Below are 22308 nucleotides of genomic sequence, written 5' to 3'. Positions count from 1 at the left end.
GAACCGCGTTTGACAGGCGGGGGCCACACGGGGCTATCCTGCCGGACAGGACGTGACAGGGGTCAGCCGCTGCCGGCGCAGCGGCTGTCGTCTGTTTGATCGCAGCCAATTCGGATAACGGCGTCGGCCTGCGACCCAGCCGCCGCCGGTCTGGGGAGACCGACATGAGATATTCGATCCGCACACCGCTTGCTGTCTCGCTTGTCGCCCTGCTGGCGGCCTGCTCGCAACCCGAGGACAGCGCCACACCGCAGAACGAGCTGTCCGGCGCCGCCGTTGAGGCGGCCCGCGCCGCCCAGGCCGAGCAAAGCGAGAGCGAACGCCTGTATGCCTGGTTCGACGAGCTTTTCGAGGCCGATCTTGTCCGTTCGCCTCAAACCCAGACCCAGCTCGGCCGGATCAGCAATCTGGACGCCTATGGCCGCTGGGACGCGGTGACCGACGAGGCCGCAGCAGCCGACCAGCAACGCCGCGTCGACCGCCTGGCCTATATGCGCGACAGTTTCGACTATGACGCGCTCGATACGGATGCCCGCGTCTCCTATCGCGTTTTCGAATACCTGCAGGAAACCGGCATCCGGCAGTATGAATTCCGCGACCAGAACTATGTCTTCACCCAGATGTTCGGCCCGCACACCGGCATGCCGACCCTGCTGATCAGCCAGCACCGGGTCGAAAACGCCGATCACGCTGAAGCTTACATCCGACGGCTTGAGGGGCTTGGCCCGGTTCTCGACATGCTGATCGTGCGCGCCGACGAACGCGCCGAGGCCGGCGTCATGCCACCGCGCTTCGCCTTCGACTACCTCATCGGCAACACACAAGCCCTGATCACCGGCGCGCCCTTTGACGACAGCGGCAGCGAAAGCCCGCTGCTGGCTGACTTCCGCGGCAAGGTGGAGGCGCTGGATATCGACCAGGAGGCAAAGGACGATCTCATCGCCCGCGCGACCGAGGCTCTGGAAAGCTCGGTCGGCCTGGCCTATGGCCGCCTGATCGACATGTTCGAGCGTCATGCCGCGATGACGGATACGCGCGACGGCGCCTGGAAACTGCCGCGCGGCCAAGCCTATTACGAAAGCCAGCTGGCCAGCTTCACGACCCTGCCCGACCTGTCGCCCCAGGAAGTCCATGATATCGGCCTCGCCGAGATCGACCGCATCCATGGCGAGATGCGCGCCATCATGGATCAGGTGGAATTCGAAGGCTCGCTGCAGGACTTCTTCGAATTCATGCGCACCGACGAGCAATTCTACCTGCCGAACACAGATGAGGGCCGCGCCGAATATATCGCCGGCGCCAATGCCATTTTCGATCGCGTGCGCACTGTGCTGCCGGACTACTTCGACACCATGCCGGAAGCGCCGATGATCGTCCGCGAAGTCGAGGCCTTCCGGGCTGCCGGCTCGCCGACGGCCTTCTACAACTCACCGGCGCTCGACGGCTCCCGCCCCGGTATCTACTACGCCAACACGCTGAACATGCGGAACCTGCCGACCTACCAGATGGAAACTCTGGCCTATCACGAGGGCATTCCCGGCCACCACTTCCAGCTGGCCCTGGCCCAGGAGCGTGAAGGCACACCAATGTTCCAGCGCCTGCTCTATCTGTCGGCCTTCGGCGAGGGCTGGGCACTCTACGCCGAGAGCCTGGGCAAGGAGATGGGTCTGTTCACCGATCCCTATCAGGACTTCGGCCGCCTCGCCTACGAACTCTGGCGCGCCGGACGCCTCGTGGTCGATACGGGCATCCACTCTCTGCAATGGTCGCGCGAGGATGCCATCGAGTATCTGACGGCCAATACCTCCTTCACCGAAGAAGAGATCGTCCGCGAGGTCGAGCGCTATATCGTCTGGCCGGGCCAGGCGACCTCCTACAAGATCGGCCAGATGCGCATTCGCGACCTGCGCGACTATGCCCGCGAAGAGCTGGGCGAGGCTTTCGACTGGGGCGAATTCCACGATGTCGTGCTGACCAACGGGTCGCTGCCGCTGCCGGTGCTGACCGAGCTGGTCAATGATTATGTCGCCGGGAAGCGCGGCGACAGCCAAGAGTGAGGGGAAATGTTATGACAAAGACCGCAATGACCTGGCTGGCCGGGGCGTCGGCGCTGGCCCTGCTGGCTGCCTGTTCGCAACCCGCCGAGGATCATTCCGCCGCCGGACAGGCGCCGGCCGGGACCAGCCAGCCGGAGACCGGCGCCGCAGGCGCTGAAGCCGCGAACGAGACCTCGCAGACTGCCGATGCAGTCGAGACCGAAAGCGAGCGTCTGAACGCCTGGTTCAACGAGGTGTTCGAGGCGAACCTGGCCCGCAGCCCGATGTACCAGACCTATCTTGGCCGCAAGACGGATTATGATCGCTGGAATGATGCCTCTCCGGAATTCGAGGCGGAGGGCTACGAGATCGGCCAGGCCAATCTCGCCCATATGCGCGAGAATTTCGATTTCGATGCGCTGGACGAGAGCGCACAACTCTCCTGGCGCCTGTTCGAATACGATGCCGAGCGCAGTGAAGCCGGCTGGCGCTGGCGCGACCACGGCTACACCTTCACGCCGCGTTCGGGCCCGCACATGAACACGCCCACCTTCCTGATCAATAATCACCGGGTGGACACGCTTTCCGACGCGGAAGCCTATGTCGCGCGGCTGGAAGGCATGGGTGAGTATCTCGACCAGAATATCGCGAATTCGCGCCGCTCGGCCGAGCTGGGCGTTCTCACCCCGCGCTGGACCTATGACCCGATGATCGCCACGGCGCGCAATGTCATCACCGGCGCACCCTTCGATGACAGCGGCGAGGACAGCCCGCTGATGGCCGACTTCCGCGGCAAGGTCGAGGCGCTGGACATCGACCAAGCCGAGAAAGATCGCCTCATTGCCGAAGCCGAGGCGGCCCTGACATCCGTCGTCGAACCCGCCTATCAGCGGATCATCACCCTGTTCGAAGAGCAGGCAGAAGTCGCCAGCGACGATGACGGTGTGTGGAAACACCCCGATGGCGGCGAGTTCTACAACTACCTCCTGAACAATTACACGACGATGGATCTGTCGGCCGAGGAGATCCACCAGCTCGGCCTCGCCGAGGTCGAGCGGATCCATGGCGAGATGCGCGCCATCATGGATCAGGTGGAGTTCGAAGGCTCACTGGCCGACTTCTTCGATTTCATGCGCACAGACGAGCAGTTCTACTATCCCAACACGGATGAAGGCCGGGCTGACTATCTCGCCGATGCCACCGCGCTGATCGACACGATGCGCGAGACCCTGCCCCAGATGTTCAATACCTTCCCGGAAGCCGAACTGGACGTGCGCCGCGTCGAGCCTTTCCGCGAAAACGCCGCGGGCAAGGCCTTCTACCAGCGCCCGGCTCCGAACGGCACGCGCCCCGGCGTCTACTACGCCAATCTGCGCGACATGGCCGACATGCCGACCTACCAGATGGAAGCGCTGGCCTATCACGAAGGCATTCCGGGCCACCACATGCAGCTGGCCATCATGCAGGAACTGGACGGCGTGCCGGCCTTCCGTCGCTTTGGCGGCTACACCGCCTATACCGAAGGCTGGGGGCTCTACACCGAATACCTGCCCAAGGAATTCGGCTTCTATTCCGACCCCTATTCCGACTTCGGCCGCCTGGCGATGGAGTTGTGGCGCGCCTGCCGTCTCGTGGTCGATACCGGCCTGCACTATCACCAGTGGACGCGCCAGGACGCGGTCGACTACCTGCTGGAGAACACGCCCAATCCGGAAGGCGATGTGCGCAATGCGATCGACCGCTACATCGTCTATCCGGGCCAGGCCAATGCCTACAAGGTCGGCATGCTGGAAATCCTGCGCCTGCGCGGCGTGGCCGAGGAGGCCCTTGGCGAGGCCTATGACATTCGTGACTTCCACGATGTTGTCCTGACCCAGGGCGCCATGCCCCTGGCCGTGCTGGAAGAGCGCGTGAACAACTGGATCGCGGAGACACAAGCGGCGGAATAGGCTGCTTCGGCATCGGAACCAAAAAGGCCTCCCGGCTAGCCGGGAGGCCTTTTCTATCGGGATAGCAAACCGAAGTCAGATCGGCATGCGCAGGATTTCCTGGTAGGCGCGAACCACCTCGTCGCGCACGGCGACGACGGTCTCCAGCGAGATCTCGGCGGCGGACACGGCCGTGACCACGTCCAGCAGCTCGGCTTCGCCGGCGGCGGCAGCGGCGGTCATCTGTTCGGCATTGGCCAGGGCGCCGGACGTATCGGCAATGGCCGAGGAGACCATATTGCCGAAGTCGAGCGACGGTGCCGCTTCGGCTTCCTTGGCTCCACCCACCGATTGCTGGGCGGCACGGACCGCGGCCTGATAGGCCTGGACGGCGGAAAGATCGGCAGCCATGGGCTCACATCCTCATTCTGAGAGCGGCGCGCGCGGTTCTAGCGGCGCAGCAGGTCCAGCGTACGCTCCTGCATGCGCCGGCTGTTTTCGATCATGTTCAGATTGGCTTCGTAGGAGCGCATCGCCTCGCGCATATCCATCATCTCGATCAGGGTCTCGACATTGGAGGTGCGCACATAGCCGGCTTCGTCCGCTGCCGGATGGCCCGGATCGAATTCCAGCGTGAATTCGGTCTGGTCGTAGGCGACATCATTCATGCGGACATGGTTCAGCCCCGTTACGCGATCCAGCTCGGCCTCAAAGACCGGGATCTGGCGGCGATAGGGATCGCCACCCGGCTCGCGCGCCGTGGAATCGGCGTTGGCCAGGTTTTCCGAGATGATGCGCATGCGCGCTGCCTGGGCCCGCAGGCCGGCAGCGGAAATCGACATGGCGTCAGATGCGTCGCTCATCCTCTAGCTCCTCGATTAGCGCCCGGCCGGCTTGATCGCCATACGGATCAACCCCAGGCTCTTCTGGTACAGGGTCAGCGCGCTCTCGTACTGCATGCGCGTTTCCTGGGCCCGCACCATCTGTTCTTCCAGCACGACCGAATTGCCGTTGACCGTGGTCTCGGAGTCCGGCGCGTCGGTCGTTCCCCAATTGCGCGATGCCGAACCGCCGGCAGAACCGGACATGTGCCCGGCCTCGCTGGTCAGCATGCGCACGCGCGACGGGCCATTGCCGGCCTCGTGGCCTCGCATCTGGCGCTGTACCGCGCGATTGAATTCGCTCTCGTCGAGATCCTTCGCGGTGTAGCCGGGCGTGTTTGCATTGGCCACATTCTCCGAGATCACCCGCTGGCGCTCGGTGTTGAAGCTCATCGACTGTCGAAGAAGTGCCAGCACTGACACGTCGTCGGGCCGCATCCGCGAATCCCCTTTTCTACCGTTAACGAAGGTGGGCCGTCACAGTTAACGCGCACTTAACCGCATCACCGGACAAGCGGGTAATCTCTTATGAGGCAATGGCCCGATGAGCGACATCGTCAACTGGACCCACTACTTCTTCGCCGTCTCGGTTCTGGCCGTGCTCGTGGGCGGGCTCGGCCTGTTCGGCTATGCCGTGCGCCGCGGCTGGATCCTGCAGGGCATGACCGGCCTGCGCGGCTTCGGCACCGGCATGGAGCGCCGGCTGAGCCTCAAGGAAACCCTGGTGATCGACCCGCGTCGCCGCGTGGTGATCGTGCAGGCGGACGACACCGAACATGTGGTCCTTCTGGGCACAGAAGCGGAAACCGTGCTGGCCAGCCGGCCGGCCGCCGCGCCCCGGACACCCGACATCGAGACGGAGGATGCGGCATGAAAAAGGGCTTCTGGGTCTGCGCCGCGCTTTTCGTCCTGGGCATCATCACCCTGCTGGGTGCGGGCGCCGAGGCGCAAAGCATCACGATCGATACCGGCACCGAAGGCGATCTGACCGAGCGCGTGCTGCAGCTCATTGCCCTGCTCACCGTCCTCTCGCTGGCACCGTCTATCATCATCATGACGACGAGTTTCGTGCGGATCATCGTCGTGCTGTCGTTGCTGCGCACCGGGCTGGGCCTGCAACAGAGCCCGCCGAACGCCGTCCTCGTCTCGCTGGCGATCTTCCTGACCGGCTTCATCATGGCGCCGGTCTTCACCCAGTCCTACGAACAGGGCATCCAGCCTCTGATGGAAGACGAGATCGAGCTGACCGAGGCCTTCGGCCTGTCGACCGCTCCGCTGAAGACCTTCATGCTGGCCCATACGCGTGAGGACGATCTGGCGCTGTTCATCGAGATGTCGGAACAGCCTCTGCCCGATACGCCGGAAGCCACCTCTTTCTGGATCGTCGCGCCTGCGTTCATGATTTCCGAACTGCGCCGCGCTTTCGAGATCGGCTTCCTGCTCTTCATCCCCTTCCTGATCATCGACCTCGTCGTCTCCTCCATCCTCATGTCGATGGGCATGATGATGCTGCCACCGATCGTGATCTCGCTGCCCTTCAAGCTGATCTTCTTCGTCCTGATCGACGGCTGGCGCCTCGTCACCGGCTCGCTGATGCAGAGCTTCGGGACGATAGGCGGTGGCTGACCGGGTATCGGCAACCGCCAAGACCCAAACGCCATCATCTCCAGCGCGTCCGGAAATGGCAGCCATTTCTCTGTGAGGCGGTGCTTCAGTGCTGCTCGCGCGCAGCTCTAGCTCGGTCCGCCGCTATTGGTGAAGCGGTCGCGGAAAGGCTCCATGAAGGCGTCCAGCGTATCGATACTGGCGATCCGCGTGGCGAGATCGGAGAAGCGGGCATTGCCCGCCGGCGCGCTTTCATCGGTCAGAAGCTCGAACGCTGCGGCCTGTTCTGACCCGGCCATGGCATCGCCATAGCGCTCGCCCAGCCGCACGGCGGCTTCGGTGTCGCGGGCCAGGGAATAGGCGATCGCCGCACGCATGACATCGGCCTCTTCGGACGCATCCAGCGGCTCGGTATTGGCAAAGCGGTTGCTCAGCAGGGCCTCCAGCCGCCGGCCGGCCATCGGCCAGTCGCGCTGGGTCCAGGCGATGTCGGCGCGCAGCCGGTTGGCGGGACCGGAGCGGTCGGAGGCGATCAGTTCCAGGGCCTGCTCGTGGCGGCCCAGCTCGGAATAGGCGCGGGCCTCGAGCAGGTAGCGCTCATTGCGCAATTCTTCGGACAGACCGGCGATGCGGGACGCCCGCAAGGCATTGATCGCATCCTCATAACGCCGGTCCATCAGATAGACGACCGCCAGATCGGTCGCGACGCGGGCCCGGGCGAGCGGCTCGCGCAGGCGGTATTCCACCTGGTGCTGCAGCAGTTCGGAGGCCGGATCGAGCAGGTCGAAGGCGATCAGCCGTTCGGCCAGGCGGCGCACCATGCGGTCGCCATCGGCGCCGATCGGCACGAGGTGCTGGTATTCGTAGAAGATGGCGACAGACTCGACTGGATCCATACGGTCCGCTTCACCATCGAGGAAGAGACGGCGGAAGATCGCATCCATGTCCTCACCGATCCGGCGGCCGGCTTCAGTATCCGGGAAGCGCGCCTGGGCGGTGTCCATCGTTTCCAGCCCGCGCGCATATTCGCCGGCGCTGACATAGAGTTCGCCGAGTGCCCGGACGGTATCCAGTTCGATCGTATCACCGCGCCAGCGGAAGCGCAGGTTTTCCAGCGCGTCGATCGCCTCGGTGCGGGTGATCTGCCCCGCGGCCAGCTGCAGGCGATAAAGATCGGACAGCGCCTTGGCTTCCATCTGCGCATCGCCGGAATCCGACAGATCCTGCAGCAGCGCGATCGCCTGCTCGACCTGACCGTCTGCCTCGGCGAGGCGCGCCTGGATATATTGTGCCTCGCGGCGTGTCCGGGCGTCCGGCTCACCGGCCTCGGCCTGATAGAGAAGATCCTGGGCGGCTGCATAGTCGCGCAATTCCATCGCGGCCCGGGCGTGCGCCACCAGGAAACGCGACTGCCAGACCGGCGGATAATAATAGATCGTACTGTCGCCTGACGCGAAGCGGCGGCGGGCATCGGCCCAGCGTTCCTCGCCAACGGCCGTCATCGCGCGCCAGAGATCGGCTGCCGGATCAACGGCGAGCGCAGGGTGAGAGAAATAGGTCTGGGCGTCCGTCAGCCGGTCCATCATGTAACTGGCGACACCCTGCAGCGAGCGCACATGGGGATCGTTGGCCAGTGCGGCATCCTGCTGGATTGCAAGGTCCAGCATGCCCAGCGCTTCCGGTGCCAGCTCGTTGGCCAGAAGGAAGCGGGCCAGCGCGACCTTGCCGTCCGTGCCCTCTTCCAGCGCCGCACGGCGCAGACGCGCATTCCAGTCACGGCGGAAATACCCGTCACCATCCCAGGCGTCGAAATAGACCAGAGCCGGCGAGGAAATATTCGCGAGGACCGAGCTTTCCGCCCCCGCCGCACCGGCTTCCGACGCCGGCGACAGGTTGAGCCCTTCCGGGCGGCTGATCGCGACGCCCGATGTGATGAGGCTGATCTCGATATCCTCGGCAATGGCTTCCACGGCACCGCCCTGGGCGCTGGGCAACAGCGCACCGCCGACAAAGTCGCGGCGGGCGGTCAGGCCCTGCACCGGGGCTCCGGCCGTCACAACGCCGATCCGGTCTCCCACGACGGGATCCTCGATCCAGCGGATGGCACGCGGATCGGCAATATCCATCAGGATCCGGCCCGGCCGGGTGCGGCGGGCATCGCGGCGGACATTGATCGGACGCGGCGGCGAGTCGATCCGTTCGGAGAACACCACCGTCCAGCGGGCGCCATCAATCCGCGCCTCGGCCTGCGAGGTTGAAGGCACGGCGATGCGTGCAGCTGACCAATCCGCACCGCGCACAGCGGTGTAGTCGCGCACATGGCGGCGATTGGCCATTTCCATCTCGCGCAGGTCGATATCGGCAGCGGCGTCGAACACGACCCAGACCGCCTCGCCACGGCGGAAAACGGCCGCGCCCAGCGGGGCAGCCCAGTCGAACTCGACCCGCAGATCGCCGTTGAACTCGGAGACATTCGCGCGCACCCGGCCATCGGCCGGCACGGGGTCGCCGCCTTCAGCGACAATCGGGGCGTCGGCCGAAGCGTATTGGGTCTCGGCAACCGGTTCGGTCTCTGCCGGCTGCGGTTCGGCCGCCGCCGTTTGCGGCTGCAGCTGTGCGGGACCGCGAGCCGGCGTTTCAACGGCACCGGCGGCCGCGACCGTATCGGCACGCTCTTCAGGAGCCGTTTCTTCCGGTTCAGGCTCAGCGCCCGCTTCAGCGGTCAGATCTCCGAGCTGGGCCAGCAGGGCTGCCGCGCTTGCCACGTCCGGATCGGGCAGATCGACGACGACGCGGCCACCCTCATTCCAGGCCCGCACCTGGACATCGTCCATCACCTCGAGCGTGAGAACCCACTCGTTCACATCGCGCTCGCCGCTAACATTTTCCAGGAAGCGCGGCGGTGAGCCACGCAGACGGCCCAGCTCGATATCGGCCGGGACGTCGAAGCGGATGGTTGCGGTATTGCCAGTCTGCGCGAGTTCAAAACCGACCTCGCGGGGCCAGAGAAACTCGATCCGCGTGTACTCGGTCGCCTGCCCGACGCGGTATTGCACGGGCAGTGCGTCGACCAGCGGCACGGGCGGCGGATTGGCCGCGCGCTCGGCAGCCAGGCGCGCCTCTTCGCGCTCGCGCGCCTCGCGCGGGGACACGATGGGTGCAGGCGCCGGCGCGCCGACGGGGACGATGTCGATCGCCACCTGGTCATAGCTCGACGACACATGAGCGTCGGCAGTCTGGTTGAGGGCGATACGCAGAGTCGAGCCATCGCGATCCAGACGCGCACGGGCCGCCAGATTGCCAAGCTGGTCGGCCAGCCCCGCGACATCCGCCTCCAGCGGCTCGCTGAGGCGAACGATCAGGACAGTGTGTTCGACGTCAGCGGCGGCAGACGGACGCGCATTCGCGATCGCGTCATCATAGTCGATGACGATGCGTGCGCCCGCGCCCGTGCGCTCGACGACAAACGCCCCGGCCGTCTGGGCCAGGGCTGTCGAACCGAGCAAGGCGAGGGTCAGCCCGCCGGTCAGATAGGCGATATGTCTAGCCGCCTTCGGCAAGCCGGGCCTCCAGCTCCGCAACGGTATCTGGCAGATCGCTGCGGGTGGCCATGCGCTGGGTCACGGCAGCGGCGGCTTCCGGCGTCATCTCGGCCAGGATCGGACCGAACTTGCGTTGGGACATGCGCGAGGCGATCTGGATCTGGGTGTCCATGTCGAGACTGGCGATGCGCTCGGCGGCATCGCCCGGATCCATGGCACCATACCAGTCGACGATCACCTGCATGTCCTCGCCTTCGCGTTCGGAGAGGCTGTCGGTGAGCTCCAGGATCTGCGTACGCAGCGTATTGAGCTCGTCGATCTTGCCATCGACGCGCTGTTCCATGGCAAGCATCAGCGCTTCGCGGGTTTCCATTTCCTGCTCGCGGCGATCCAGTTCGGCAGAGCGTTCGCGCAGACGATAGAAGACGCGGTCTTCTTCGGCCGTGCGCATGCCGCTGGCAATGCGTTCCGCGAAAGCGGCAGACGCATCGCCGGCCGGCTGGAAGGCCGTGTCGGAAACAGGCGGCTCGGACGGCGTTTGCGCCGCGTGCTCACCGTCTTCGGCATCGTGTCCGGCGTCCGCGCCGGCAGAGGCCGCATGGCCGTCACCGCTTTCCTGCGGCGTCGCCTCTTCGACGAGCAGCGTGGCAGCATGAGCTTCCCACCAGTCGGCAGCGCCATTGGCGACCGACAGGGCTTTCAGGCCGAACAGGCCGCCCATCAGGACGGCGAGAACAGCGAGCAGACGAACCGGTTCGCGCATGACCTATCTCACATCCTTCAGATCGTTGATGACGCGCGAGCCGGCGCCTTCGGGAAAGATCTCGCTGGCGCGGCGGCGACCCGGCGCCGGCGCACGGCGCGCAGACAGGCTGTCCGCCCGGCGATCGGCCTCGCCGGTGATCAGCCGAAGCTCGTCGGCCAGCTTGCGGGCTTCGGCCACGCGGGTTTCCAGCACGTCACCGGATTGGCTGGTAGCGCGTTCAAGGGCTGCCAGGCTGGCCCGGGCGCGATCCGTCGCTTCATTAAGCGCGATCACGGACGCCTGCACGCCATCCTGCCCCTTCTTCAGGGCATTCAGGCGACGGTCGACACGCCAGCACATCACGACGGCAACGACGAGAAGCGCGGCCACCAAGCCTTCGAAAACCAGAGCTGCGAGCGTCATGCGAACCTCATCATCGCTTTCTTGGCCCCCGGCGAGAGCGGTCCGCTCAGGCGCAGGGCAACACTATGTCCGATACGGCCCATACGGCCGCGAGTGAGCGGTACCTGACCGCAACGCAACTCCACCTCGCTGTTCGGGGTGGCGTCGAGGAAAAGCGTGTCGCCGACCTTCAGATTGGCGATCTTGCCCAGCGGCATCCGCTGTTCGTCCAGCACAGCCTGGACTTCCATATTCGTCGACCACAGCTCGGTAGCCAGGTGGCCTTCCCAGATATTGTCGCGGCCGAACTTCTCGCCCATGAACTGCTGCAGCAGCATCTTCCGGATCGGCTCCAGGGTAGCATAGGGCAGCAGCAATTCGATGCGGCCGCCACGATCTTCCATGTCGATGCGAAGCTTCACGAGGATGGCGGCATTGGCCGGACGTGCGATCGCGGCGAAGCGCGGATTGGTCTCCACGCGCTCCAGATCGAAATCGACTTCCGTGAGCGGCTGGAAAGCCTGTTTGGCATCGCCCAGCACGACCTCGATCATGCGCTGAACCAGCATGCGCTCGATCGTGGTGTAGGGCCGGCCCTCGATCCGCATGGCCGAAGTGCCGCGGCGGCCGCCGAGCAGCACGTCGACGATCGAGTAGATCAGATTGGAATCGACCGTCAGCAGGCCGTAATTATCCAGCTGCTGGGCGCGGAACACGGCCAGGATCGCCGGCAGCGGGATCGAGTTGAGATAGTCGCCGAAACGGATGGATGAAATATTATCCAGCGACACCTCGACATTGTCCGAGGTGAAATTGCGCAGGCTGGTCGTCATCAGCCGCACCAGGCGGTCGAAGACGATCTCGAGCATTGGCAGGCGCTCATAACTTACAAGCGCCGAATTGATGATCGCGCGGATGCCGGACTTGTCGGCAGCATCGTCGTCGGTCAGCGAGAAGCCGAGCAGGCTGTCGATTTCATCCTGGTTGAGGATGCGCTCGGGACCGCCACCGACCGTCGGAAGGTCGTTGTCGTCATCGTCGCCGCCGCCAACCATCGCCTCCCATTCGGAAGCCAGGTCGAGGTCGTCACCGTCCTCGGCCATCGCCTCCCATTCGGCGGCCAGCGCGTCTTGATCCAAGTCGTCAGACATCGGTATCCGTCCAGTTAAGCGTTAGTCGACAATCAGGAATTCCTGGATGAGCACGGCATCCACCTGGGCCGGCTCGATCGCCAGATTCACCCGGCGCAGTAATTCCAGCCGCACGCGGTGCATGCCCGCCGACCCGTAGAGATCGTCCTCGCGCAGCTCGCGCAGGAACATGATGAACTGGTCCATGATCGGGTCCACATGCGACTGGAGAATGCTCTCCATCTCAGGATTGGTGGACTCGAAGGAAAGTTTCAGCTGCACCAGCACCGGCCGGCCATCGGTCGAGCGGATATTGGTGGTGATCGTCTCCACCTCGCCATCGCCCTCGCGCAGATCGAAATAATGCGGTTCGGCATGCTGTTCGGCCGCGGCATGCGTATCGCCGCCATGGCCGTCACCGCCCGATTCGCCGTGCGACGAATCGGCATGCTCGGCCGCATCGTCGCCGCCACCGGAGAACAGAAGGAAGCCGCCGACACCCGCGAGCAGCAGGATCAGCACAGGCAAGCCAATGAAAAGAATGAGCTTTATAGGGCTCTTCTTGGCCTTCTCTTCGCCTTCGGCGCTGTCTTCGGTTTCTGTTTCTTCGTCGGCCATTGCGGGCTCCAAACGGGGGAATCGTCTGGCCCTATTAACGGTCACTGCGGTTAACGTTTCGTAGTGCTCCCCCCGCCCCGGCAACTTCTTCCCACCCGCCCGGACAGGATTGCCGGACCCGGCAGGCCTGTCCCCCAAGGCGATCCGGCCAAGTAGCTGATAACCAACAAAATTAACCTTGGCACGCTGCGTGCAACTTGTCGGGCAATCGCTGCGATACGACGGCGACACCAGGTATCCAGAAAGGAAACCGCCCGATGGACAACGCAATCATGATCGGCCTGACGCGCCAGATGACCCTTCGCCGGGACATGGACGTCATCGCCAACAACATCGCGAACGCGAACACGGCCGGCTTCAAGGTCGAGTCGCTGCTTCTCGAGAACCAGCCCGCCCGCACCGCCGAACACGCCGACGGACCGTCAGAACTTCAGTACGTGACAAACTGGGGCATGGGCCGCGATTTCAGCCAGGGCGCGCTCGACTTCACCGGCCGCCAGTTCGACGTGGCGATCGAGGGCGAAGGCTTCTTCGCCGTCGATTTCAACGGCGCCGAACAATATACCCGTGACGGCCGCTTCCGCACCGATGCCGACGGCCAGCTGGTCGCTTCTGACGGTGCCCCGGTGCTTGACGCCGATACCCGCGCCCCGATCCTGCTCGATCCCAACGCAACCGAGACCGTCATCGTCGACGGCGGCGTGATCATGCAGGACGGCCAGGCCGTCGGCCGCATCGGCGTGTTCGAAGCGCCCAACCGCTCGCTGATGACCAAGGAAGGCAATGGCCGCTACACGGTCGCCAATGCCGACGATCCTGAGAACCAGCCCCAGCCGGCCTTCGATCCGGTCGTGCGCCAGGGCTATGTCGAACGCTCCAATGTCGAGTCGATCACCGAGCTGACCGACATGATGAGCATCATGCGGACCTACCAGTCCGTGTCCAAATTCCTGAACGACGCCGAAGACCTGAACAAGCGCGCCATCGAGCGCCTCGGCCGCGTCTCTTAAGGAGGAGTTGAACCATGCGCTCCCTCACCACCGCCGCCACCGGCATGCAAGCCCAGCAGCTGAATGTCGAAGTGATCTCGAACAACCTGGCCAACATGAACACGACGGCCTTCCAGCGCCAGCGTGCCCAGTTCCAGGATCTGCTCTACCAGAACGTCCAGGCCATGGGGATGAACTCCTCCGACGCCGGCACCATCGTGCCGACGGGCGTCCAGGTCGGTCTCGGCGTCCAGGCCGACGCCATCTACCGGATCACCGAACAGGGTCCGCTGTCGAACACCGGCAATACCTACGATCTGGCGATCTCCGGCCGCGGCTATTTCCGCGTCCAGCTGCCTGACGGTTCCGATGCCTATACCCGCGCCGGCAATTTTGCCCTGAGCCCGGAAGGCGAGATCGTCACCTCCGACGGCTATACGGTCGCACCGGGTATCGCCATTCCGCAGGGCGCCCGGGAAGTTGCAATCAACGCCCAGGGCCAGGTCCAGGCGCTCATCGACGGCCAGACCGAACCGTCCACCGTGGGCCAGCTGGAACTGGTGACCTTCTTCAACGAGGCCGGCCTCGAGGCTACGGGCGACAATCTCTATCTGGAAAGCGCCGCTTCCGGCACCGCCTCTGTCGGCACGCCGGGTTCGCCGGGTTACGGCATCATCCGCCAGGGTTTCGTGGAAGGCTCCAACGTCAACTCGGTCGCCGAGATCACCGCCCTGATCCAGGCGCAGCGCGCCTACGAGATGAATGCCCGAGTCATCACGGCATCCGACGAGATGCTCGCCGCGTCCTCGAACCTGCGCTAACGGAGCGAATAGATGACCCGCACATCTCTCCTCGCCCTCACCTGCCTGGCCGCCTCGGCGCTGATTGCGCCGCAGGCCCTGGCCAGCGACACGGTGGTGCTGCGCGAAACACTCCTGGTCGATGGCGCTCACATCACGCTTGGCGATCTCTTCATGGTCGACGGCGAAGCCGCCGACATCGTGGTCGCCCGCGCCCCGGAACCGGGCGGGCGCACCTCGCTGACGGTGGACTATGTCCGCCGCATCGCCGCCGAGAACGGTCTGGACTGGGCCAATGCCGCCAGCGTCCGCCGCATCACGGTGGCCCGCGACAGCCAGGTGATCGACGCCGCCACGCTGACCGACCTTCTGGAAGGCGAGCTGTTCGCCGAAGAGGGCCGCGTTCACGAAGTGCGTCTGTCGAACACCGCGATGGCGCTGCACGCCCCGGTCGATGCGACCGGCGGGCTGCAGGTCGCGTCGATGAATTTCGATCCGCGCTCGGGCATGCTCGTCGCCGACATCACGCCTTATGACGGTGCCCAGTCTGTACGCATCACCGGCCGCGCCTATATCACGGTCGATGTGCCGGTCCTGGCCCGCGCCATCCCGGCCGGCGCCGAAATCTCCGACGCCGATATCGAATGGGTCTCGCTGCGCTCGGACCGTCTGCGTCCGGACTCGCTGCTCGATCCGGATGCCATCATCGGCCTGGAAACCCGCCGCGCTCTGCGCCCGGGCGAGCCGCTGCGCGGCTATGACCTGCAGCGCCCGCTGATGATCGAACGCGGTGAACTCGTCACCCTCGTCTTCGAAGCTCCGGGCATCCAGCTCTCCGTGCGCGCCCGCGCCATGGAAAACGCCGCCGACGGCGAGATCGCCCGCTTCGTCAATCTGCAGTCCAGCCGCACGGTGGAGGCCCTTGTCGACGGGCCGGGCCGTGCTCGCGTCGGCGCCTCGCCGGCCGCCAGCTTCTGATATCCAGGGAGAACCCCCATGATCCGCAAAATCGCAATCCTCATCATCGGCGCGGCCACCCTGCAGGCCTGCGCAGCCACTGACCGCCTGTCCTATGTCGGCCAGACGCCGCCCATGACGCCGATCGAGAACCCGGCCGTCCTCGCCGGTGCCGGTCCGCAGCAGATCCCGATGCCGCCGGTCTACGCCACGCCGCGCCAGCACACCTCGCAGAGCAACTCGCTGTGGAACGCCAACTCGCCGACCTTCTTCGGCGATCCGCGCGCCGCCCGCGTCGGCGACATCGTCACGGTCAATATCGACATTTCCGACCGCGCCCAGCTGCAGAACTCGACCAACCGGACGCGCTCCTCGGCGGAAGATGCCGACCTGACACAATTCTTCGGCGCCGACCTGACCGGCTTCTTCAACGACAATATCGACCCGTCCTCGCTCGCCAGCCTGGGTTCGTCCTCCTCCTCGCAGGGCGCCGGCTCGGTCAACCGGACGGAAAGCATCTCCCTGACCGTAGCCGCCCTGGTCACCTCGGTTCTGCCCAATGGCAATCTGGTCATCGCCGGCCGTCAGGAAGTGCGTGTGAACAATGAAGTGCGCGAACTGCTGATCACCGGCATCGCGCGTCCGCAGGACATCGCTTCGGACAATACGATCGCCCACACCCAGATCGCCGAAGCCCGTATTTCCTATGGCGGCCGCGGACATCTCACCGACGTCCAGCGCCCCCGCTATGGCCAGGAGATCTATGACCTCCTGATGCCCTTCTAGGACCTAAGACCCCGCCACCATCGGGTTCCACTGAGGCCGTCGCGTTCACTCGCGGCGGCCTATTTTTTAGCTGCCGGGGGCGGTGTCGAATTCCCGCTCGATCTCGATGAACTCCACCTCGCCCGGCGCCGGTGTGGTGCGGACACGCTCGATCCACACACCGGCGAGGACGGCAAGCATCACCGCAGCGGCCCCGACGGCCGCCCATTGCCGCCGTCCCAGATGCGTCCGCCAGCCCGATGCCGGCTTTTGCTCCATCCCCGGCAGCGCCAGCGGCGCTGGCTGAACCGGTCGCGCAAGGCTATAGCCGATCCGCGGATGGGTCCGGATAGCGCCGGCATCGCCGAGCAGGCGCCGCAGGCGCGAAATGCTCTGGGTCAGCGCTTCGTCCGATCCGTCTCCATCCCAAACAATCTCGAGAAACATGTCCCGCGTCACCGGCTCGGGTGCGTACTGGACAAGGAGCGAGAGCACGCCGCACAGGCGCGGTTCCAGCCGCTCGTCCCGCCCGTCACCGAGAATTTGCCCGTCCGCCAGATCGCACACGACAGCGCCGATCGCGAAACGATGGACGGGCGATGCGGGAGACGCGTCGGCAGGTATCAGAATTTGGTCTTCACGCATGTTTCGAAACGTTTTGGTCAGGCCCGCGAACGGCCTGAAGCATACGCCACGAGCCTTTCCCAGCCATACACCACCTTGAGAAAGGGCTACAAGCATGCACACAGGAACAAGAGTCACTGCCAGCCTCCTCCTTCTTTGCGCCGGTCTGCCTGCCAGCACCGAAGCCACCCCTCGCACTGCGGACGCTCAGGTCTTCCAGGAACAACCGGTCTCGCTGGCACGGCTGGATGCCGCCTTCGACGAACTGGCCTCACGGGGTTTCACCGGCACGATCGCCGTCTCCCGCAATGGAGAACTCGTCTACGAACGCAGCCGCGACAGTGAGGACCGCGCCTTCGGCCTGGACACGCCGATCGACCTGCTCTCGATCACCAAGAGCTATACCGGACTGCTCGTCGCCAGCCTGATCGAGGACGGCGCACTGTCGGCGGAGACGACACTGGGCGAGGTTTTCCCTGATGCGCCCGGCGACAAAGCCGGCATCACGGTCCACCACTTGCTCACGCACACGTCCGGCCTGCCCCACGCGGTCGGCGACGATCACGAAGTGCTGGACCAGGCGGCCTATCTGGCTCGCACCTGGGCCACGCCGCTGGCAGCCGAGCCCGGAGCCCGGTACGACTATTCCAATGTCGGCTACAGCGTGCTCGCGGCGATCGTGGAACGGGTTTCCGGACAGACTTTCGATACCGCACTACGGTCCCGCATCCTGCTGCCGGCCGGGATATCGCACACCGGCTATCAAGCGATGTGCTGCCAGAACGCCGACGCCGCCACACGCGCCGTCGCCGATACCGCATGGGGCGGCGGCACGCCCTCCTGGCACCTGATCGGCAATGGCGGCATGCTCTCGACACCGCGTGACCTTCTGGCCTGGGTCAATGCCTATGAGACCGGGCAGCTGGATGGTTTTGACGTCCGGGCCCTCACGCACCGGCGCCACCAGCAGGAAGGCGATGGCGCGCCGAGCTATTATGGTTACGGGCTTGTGGTCGAGGACATCGCCGGGATGGGCCGGGTCTACTGGCATAATGGCGGCAGCCGGGCCTATAACAGTCACTGGCGCTATTATGAGGACCAAAGCGTTGCGATCGTGGTTGCGTCGGACCAGTGGGAGGTCGATGCCGACAGCGCGGAACACGCGATAGCGGTTGCACTGTTCGAGCCGGAAAACAAATAAAGTGGAGGCTGGCGCGTGAGCGCCGGAAGGCGGTGGGCTTGTCTCAGACATGACGCCGCTGGCGCGGCGCCCCTCCGTCTCGCCGCCTGGCGGCGATCCACCTCCCCATGAAATGGGGAGGAAAGGCGCAAACAAGAGCCCTGGAGATACGCGTCCGCGCGGACCCTATTCGTCGCGGTGGACGCGTTCCTTGCGTTCGTGGCGTTCCTGGGCTTCCAGGCTCAGGGTTGCCACGGGGCGGGCATCGAGGCGGGCGAGCGAGATCGGCTCGCCGGTCTCTTCGCAATAGCCGTAATTGTCTTCCTCGATGCGGCGCAGGGCGCTGTCGATCTTGGAGATCAGCTTGCGCTGGCGGTCGCGGGCCCGCAGCTCCAGGGAGCGATCGGTCTCGGTCGAGGCGCGGTCGGCCAGATCGGGCAGCGCGCCCATATCTTCCTGGAGATTGGAGATGGTCGAACGGCTCTCGCGGAGGATCTCCTCCTTCCAGGCCATAAGCTTGCGCCGGAAATACTCTTTCTGCCGGTCATTCATGAACGGCTCGTCGTCCGACGGGAAATAGTTCTTGGGCAGTTCGATGCGTTCGGATTCACTCATCGCTTTCCACTCACCACAATACGGTTTCCCACGCTCCCCTGAAAGCGGGCCGGAGAATATGCGCCGATCCCCGCAAGTCAACGCGCAGGCGCTGTTGGCGGCACTGCAATTCAGCGGCCGTACCGGAAAGCATCAGAAATAGTGTGAGTTTTCAGACCTGCGCGAGGCGGTCCCGATCAGGAGAACTTGGCCAGTTCCACAGCGGCACGCGTCTCAACCTCGTCCAGCGCGGCTTCCAGCCGGGCATCGTGAGTCTGGTCGCGGCGGGTCTGCAGCAGGTTCATCAGGGCCACCAGCTTGGCGCGCGGCAGGCCGCCCTCAAGCAGGGCAAGCTTCAGCTCGTCGAGCACATCAAGCAGGTTCATTGCCCGCTCGGTCGCCTTCTTCTTGGCCTGGGTCGCATCTTCCACACCCTGCAGGGCGAGGATCGCATCGACAGACTGAACCGTCGAGGCAGCACCTGCGGCGCCGGTCGAGGCCGTGCGGCCCGCCGGGCTGCCCGTATCGACCGAGAATCCCTGGGAGGAGGCGCCAGACGTGGTCTTGCGCTTGCCTGCCGAAACGGCGGAGTTCGAGCTGGGTCCCTGGATCTTCATGGCGAGAATCGATGCCTCTCTGCGATGCGTTAATGGATGAACCGGGCCACTTAATAGAGGCTTAACCGACGCGGTTTGCCCGGCAATTTATGCCCGGCAATCGGCCGCACAGGTCAGGTTTTCCGCCCCACCGGCCACCAAGCTAGCGTCAAACCTCTTATTTTTCAGTGTTTTATTATATTAACCAAGTTTTCCAGTCTGGCACGGTCTTCGCAAGGGCGTATGCGAACCCGTTCCGGAGACCGCAAAATGCGCATCTTGACCGCCCTGATCGCCGCCCTCGCCCTGGCCACCCCGGCCCTGGCCAATTCGCGCATCAAGGACATGGTGGACGTCGAAGACGTTCGCGAAAACCCGCTTGTCGGCTACGGCCTTGTCGTCGGCCTAGACGGCTCGGGCGACAGCCTGCGCAACTCGGCCTTCACCAACCAGTCGCTGAACGCGATGCTGGAACATTTCAACGTCAACACCCGCGACGCCAACCTGAACACCAATAATGTCGCCGCCGTGATGGTGACCGCCAGCCTGCCGGCCTTCTCCGGCCAAGGCTCGCGCATTGATGTGACGGTCTCCGCGATCGGCGATGCCGACAGCCTGCAGGGCGGCACGCTGATCGCCACGCCGCTGTTCGACAGCCATGGCCGTGCCTGGGCCGTGGCCCAGGGTTCGCTGACGGTGGGCGGTTTCGAAGCCGGCGGCGATGCCGCGACGATCACCCGCGGCGTGCCGACCTCCGGCCGGATCGCCAATGGCGGCATCGTGGAAAACCCGTTCGACGGCACGGGTATCGATCCGTGGGCCGAGATCGCCAACCGCGACAGCCTGCGCCTGTCCCTGCGCAATCCGGATTTCACCACGGCGCGCCGCATGGCCGACGCCATCAATGCCTATATCGGCCGCGGCGCGGCCCGGGCGGAAAACCCGTCCACGGTCCGCCTGAACCGCATGGCCAGCTATGAGGGCGACATGATCGACCTGCTGGCCGAAGTCGAGCAGCTGCGCGTGCAGCCGGACCTGCCGGCGCGCATCGTGATCGACGAGAATACCGGCACCATCGTCATGGGCGAGCATGTGCGCGTCTCCACCGTTGCCATCGCCCAGGGCAATCTGACCATCACCGTGTCGGAGACCCCGGTCGCCAGCCAGCCCTCGCCCTTCGCCGAGAATGGCGAGACGGTTGTGCTGCCGCGCACCAATGTCACCGCCGAGGAAGACACGATGCAGCTGGGCGTGCTGGACCGCGGCAGCGTTTCGCTGAGCGAGCTGGTCGATGGTCTGAACGCGATGGGTGTCAGCCCGCGCGACATGATCACCATTCTCCAGGCGATCAAGGCCGCCGGCGCCCTGCAGGCCGATATCGAGGTCCTGTAAGCACCATGGACAATCTGTTCGAACTCCAGATGGCCAATGCCGCCGCGGCGGGACGCTCCCAGGGCGCCCCGAACACCGCCGCTGCGCGCACCGAGACCGAGGCCCGTGCGGCCGCCGAGGAGTTCGAAGCCTTCTTCCTCTCCCAGATGCTCGAACAGATGTTCTCGGGCGTGGGCGAAGACAATCCGTTTGGCGGCGGCCCGGGCGAAAAGGCCTTCAAGGGACTGCTGCACGAGGAATACGCGAAAGTGATGGCGCAATCGGGCGGGCTGGGCCTAGCCGACCGGCTGACGGCCGAGATCCTGCGCTATCAGGAAGCCGGAGGAGGGAATTGATATGACGGAACTGGCAGCCGCAAACGGGTCGGAACGCACCCAGGCCCTGCTCAAGCTGACCCAGCGCCTGACCGCGCTGATCCAGGAGGAGACGCGCCTGTTCAAGGCCCGCCGCCCCCATGAGGCGATCGAGCTTCAGACCGAAAAATCCGAACTGGCCAATATCTACCGCGCCGAAGTCGCCCGCGCCCGCCAGGAACCGGGCCGGTTCTCCGGCGCGCCCGAGCAGGCCAAGGCCCTGCTGCGCGAAGCGACGAAGGCCTTCCACACCGCGCTCGACGAGAACGGACGCGTGGTCAATGCCATGAAAGTCCTGACCGAAGGCGTGGTGAAGGCCATCGCCGACGAGGCCGCCCGCCAGCGCAATGCCGGCTCGGGCTATGGCGCCAATGGCAACCGGCCGTCTGGCTCCACCGGCAGTTTCGCAATGGCGGTGAACCACACGGCCTGACGGCGGACGGTCCGCCACGATCCGGCCCGGCCTTTACTTGCCGGGCCAATCGCGGCAAGCGGTCATACGGTGAAGGAGCCGATCATGACCGAGCCGATTCCGACCCGCGACGCCTATTCTGAATGGGCGAAGATCTATGACAGCAACGAGAACCGCACCCGCGATCTCGATGCCCTCGTCTTGCGCACAACAGAACTTCCCCTCGACGGCGCCACCGTGATCGAGCTCGGTGCCGGTACCGGCAAGAATACCGAGTATCTCGCCTCACGCGCCGCTTCCGTACTCGCACTCGATCTATCGCCCGCCATGCTGGAGCGCGCCCGCGCCCGGGGGCTGGGCGATCATGTCAGCTTTGCCGAACACGACATCACCCGCCCCTGGCCCTGCGCCGATGCGGTGGCGGATCTTGTCGTCGGTAATCTCGTGCTGGAGCATGTCGACGACCTCGCGCCGGTCTATGCCGAGATCGGCCGTGCCCTGAAGCCCGGCGGGCTGCTCTTCATTTCCGAACTGCATCCGGACCGCCAGATGCGCGGCAGCCGGGCCCGGTTCGAGCGCAATGGCAAAGCCGCGCTCGTCGAAGCCTATGTGCATTCCGTGTCGGATTATGTCGCCGGCGCCGAGGCCGCAGGCCTGGTGCTGACCGGTCTCAACGAGGCGATCGAGGCGGGCGCCGAGGTCGATGAGGACACGCCGCCGCGCCTGCTGGCCCTCACCTTTTCGAAACCGCTCTGACCG

Annotated in this window: 24 protein-coding genes; 13 read left to right on the top strand and 11 right to left on the bottom strand. The window is 65.0% G+C overall.

Annotated elements, in window-relative coordinates:
* Positions 1-164: 164 nt before the first annotated feature.
* Together ACXAJV_RS05885 and ACXAJV_RS05880 are read left to right on the top strand one after the other, a co-directional pair.
* On the top strand, positions 165-2057 hold the full coding sequence (locus ACXAJV_RS05885) for a DUF885 domain-containing protein (RefSeq protein WP_475082988.1): 1893 nt from the start codon (positions 165-167) through the stop codon (positions 2055-2057).
* Between the two features lie 11 nt (positions 2058-2068).
* A complete protein-coding gene (locus ACXAJV_RS05880; RefSeq protein WP_475082986.1) occupies positions 2069-3985 on the top strand; it encodes a DUF885 domain-containing protein in 1917 nt (638 codons plus the stop codon).
* 75 nt (positions 3986-4060) lie between these two features.
* On the opposite strand, the gene fliE is transcribed toward ACXAJV_RS05880, so the two are convergent.
* Genes fliE through flgB form a run of 3 tightly spaced genes read right to left on the bottom strand, consistent with a single transcriptional unit; the run spans position 4061 to position 5283 of the window.
* The gene (gene fliE / locus ACXAJV_RS05875; RefSeq protein WP_475082984.1) at positions 4061-4375 is read right to left on the bottom strand and encodes a flagellar hook-basal body complex protein FliE; all 315 of its coding nucleotides are present in this window, start codon (positions 4373-4375) and stop codon (positions 4061-4063) included.
* Positions 4376-4413: 38 nt separating this feature from the next.
* Positions 4414-4827, bottom strand: a complete 414-nt coding sequence (gene flgC, locus ACXAJV_RS05870) for a flagellar basal body rod protein FlgC (protein ID WP_475082982.1) — start codon at positions 4825-4827, stop codon at positions 4414-4416.
* Positions 4828-4842: 15 nt separating this feature from the next.
* Positions 4843-5283 (bottom strand): flagellar basal body rod protein FlgB, encoded by a 441-nt coding sequence (gene flgB / locus ACXAJV_RS05865; protein WP_348507140.1) that lies wholly within the window; start codon positions 5281-5283, stop codon positions 4843-4845.
* A 106-nt stretch (positions 5284-5389) separates the two neighbouring features.
* Here flgB and ACXAJV_RS05860 point away from each other — a divergent pair, with 106 nt between their 5' ends.
* Together ACXAJV_RS05860 and fliP are read left to right on the top strand one after the other, a co-directional pair.
* Positions 5390-5719 (top strand): flagellar biosynthetic protein FliO, encoded by a 330-nt coding sequence (locus ACXAJV_RS05860; protein WP_475082978.1) that lies wholly within the window; start codon positions 5390-5392, stop codon positions 5717-5719.
* A complete protein-coding gene (gene fliP, locus ACXAJV_RS05855) occupies positions 5716-6471 on the top strand; it encodes a flagellar type III secretion system pore protein FliP (protein ID WP_475082976.1) in 756 nt (251 codons plus the stop codon). The genes ACXAJV_RS05860 and fliP overlap by 4 nt, the downstream gene beginning before the upstream one ends.
* Before the next feature lie 107 nt (positions 6472-6578).
* Here the strand turns inward: fliP and ACXAJV_RS05850 are convergent, their stop codons facing one another.
* The 5 genes from ACXAJV_RS05850 to ACXAJV_RS05830 form a co-directional block, all read right to left on the bottom strand.
* On the bottom strand, positions 6579-10010 hold the full coding sequence (locus ACXAJV_RS05850; RefSeq protein WP_475082973.1) for a tetratricopeptide repeat protein: 3432 nt from the start codon (positions 10008-10010) through the stop codon (positions 6579-6581).
* Positions 9994-10755, bottom strand: a complete 762-nt coding sequence (locus tag ACXAJV_RS05845) for a MotE family protein (protein ID WP_475082971.1) — start codon at positions 10753-10755, stop codon at positions 9994-9996. Before ACXAJV_RS05845 ends, ACXAJV_RS05850 begins: the two co-directional genes overlap by 17 nt.
* Before the next feature lie 3 nt (positions 10756-10758).
* Positions 10759-11160, bottom strand: a complete 402-nt coding sequence (locus ACXAJV_RS05840) for a DUF6468 domain-containing protein (protein ID WP_475082968.1) — start codon at positions 11158-11160, stop codon at positions 10759-10761.
* Positions 11157-12242: a flagellar motor switch protein FliM gene (fliM, locus tag ACXAJV_RS05835; protein WP_475083294.1), complete on the bottom strand. Its 1086-nt coding sequence runs from the start codon at positions 12240-12242 to the stop codon at positions 11157-11159. Before fliM ends, ACXAJV_RS05840 begins: the two co-directional genes overlap by 4 nt.
* Positions 12243-12311: 69 nt before the next feature.
* The gene (locus tag ACXAJV_RS05830) at positions 12312-12887 is read right to left on the bottom strand and encodes a flagellar basal body-associated FliL family protein (protein WP_475082966.1); all 576 of its coding nucleotides are present in this window, start codon (positions 12885-12887) and stop codon (positions 12312-12314) included.
* Between the two features lie 257 nt (positions 12888-13144).
* On the opposite strand from ACXAJV_RS05830, the gene flgF reads away from it, so the two are divergent.
* Genes flgF through flgH form a run of 4 tightly spaced genes read left to right on the top strand, consistent with a single transcriptional unit; the run spans position 13145 to position 16419 of the window.
* Positions 13145-13897: a flagellar basal-body rod protein FlgF gene (gene flgF / locus ACXAJV_RS05825; RefSeq protein WP_475082964.1), complete on the top strand. Its 753-nt coding sequence runs from the start codon at positions 13145-13147 to the stop codon at positions 13895-13897.
* Between the two features lie 14 nt (positions 13898-13911).
* Complete coding sequence (flgG, locus tag ACXAJV_RS05820; RefSeq protein ID WP_475082962.1) at positions 13912-14697, top strand: flagellar basal-body rod protein FlgG; 786 nt, start codon at positions 13912-13914, stop codon at positions 14695-14697.
* A 12-nt stretch (positions 14698-14709) separates the two neighbouring features.
* Positions 14710-15654, top strand: a complete 945-nt coding sequence (gene flgA, locus ACXAJV_RS05815; protein WP_475082959.1) for a flagellar basal body P-ring formation chaperone FlgA — start codon at positions 14710-14712, stop codon at positions 15652-15654.
* 18 nt (positions 15655-15672) lie between these two features.
* Entirely contained in the window at positions 15673-16419 is a 747-nt protein-coding gene (gene flgH, locus ACXAJV_RS05810; RefSeq protein ID WP_475082957.1) for a flagellar basal body L-ring protein FlgH, read from the top strand.
* A gap of 66 nt (positions 16420-16485) precedes the next feature.
* Here flgH and ACXAJV_RS05805 read toward each other — a convergent pair whose 3' ends face one another.
* Complete coding sequence (locus tag ACXAJV_RS05805; RefSeq protein ID WP_475082955.1) at positions 16486-17043, bottom strand: winged helix-turn-helix domain-containing protein; 558 nt, start codon at positions 17041-17043, stop codon at positions 16486-16488.
* Positions 17044-17137: 94 nt separating this feature from the next.
* Here ACXAJV_RS05805 and ACXAJV_RS05800 point away from each other — a divergent pair, with 94 nt between their 5' ends.
* Positions 17138-18223 (top strand): serine hydrolase domain-containing protein, encoded by a 1086-nt coding sequence (locus ACXAJV_RS05800; RefSeq protein ID WP_475082953.1) that lies wholly within the window; start codon positions 17138-17140, stop codon positions 18221-18223.
* Between the two features lie 165 nt (positions 18224-18388).
* On the opposite strand, the gene dksA is transcribed toward ACXAJV_RS05800, so the two are convergent.
* Together dksA and ACXAJV_RS05790 are read right to left on the bottom strand one after the other, a co-directional pair.
* A complete protein-coding gene (gene dksA, locus ACXAJV_RS05795; protein WP_348506918.1) occupies positions 18389-18817 on the bottom strand; it encodes an RNA polymerase-binding protein DksA in 429 nt (142 codons plus the stop codon).
* A gap of 176 nt (positions 18818-18993) precedes the next feature.
* Positions 18994-19413 carry a flagellar assembly protein FliX gene (locus ACXAJV_RS05790; RefSeq protein ID WP_475082950.1) on the bottom strand — a complete coding sequence of 140 codons (420 nt, stop codon included), beginning with the start codon at positions 19411-19413 and terminating at the stop codon, positions 18994-18996.
* 249 nt (positions 19414-19662) lie between these two features.
* Between ACXAJV_RS05790 and ACXAJV_RS05785 the strand changes: the two genes are divergently transcribed.
* The 4 genes from ACXAJV_RS05785 (at position 19663) to ACXAJV_RS05770 (ending at position 22305) form a co-directional block, all read left to right on the top strand.
* A complete protein-coding gene (locus tag ACXAJV_RS05785; protein ID WP_475082947.1) occupies positions 19663-20784 on the top strand; it encodes a flagellar basal body P-ring protein FlgI in 1122 nt (373 codons plus the stop codon).
* A 5-nt stretch (positions 20785-20789) separates the two neighbouring features.
* Positions 20790-21119, top strand: coding sequence for a rod-binding protein (locus ACXAJV_RS05780; protein ID WP_271185893.1), 330 nt, complete (start codon positions 20790-20792; stop codon positions 21117-21119).
* A gap of 1 nt (position 21120) precedes the next feature.
* A complete protein-coding gene (locus tag ACXAJV_RS05775) occupies positions 21121-21570 on the top strand; it encodes a flagellar basal-body protein FlbY (RefSeq protein WP_475082945.1) in 450 nt (149 codons plus the stop codon).
* Between the two features lie 84 nt (positions 21571-21654).
* Complete coding sequence (locus ACXAJV_RS05770; protein ID WP_475082943.1) at positions 21655-22305, top strand: class I SAM-dependent methyltransferase; 651 nt, start codon at positions 21655-21657, stop codon at positions 22303-22305.
* Positions 22306-22308: the final 3 nt, after the last annotated feature.

This window comes from Maricaulis sp. ABE4_448 (assembly GCF_056160825.1).
Note: the sequence above shows the minus strand (reverse complement) of the source record. Positions and strands in the feature narration are given on the sequence as shown.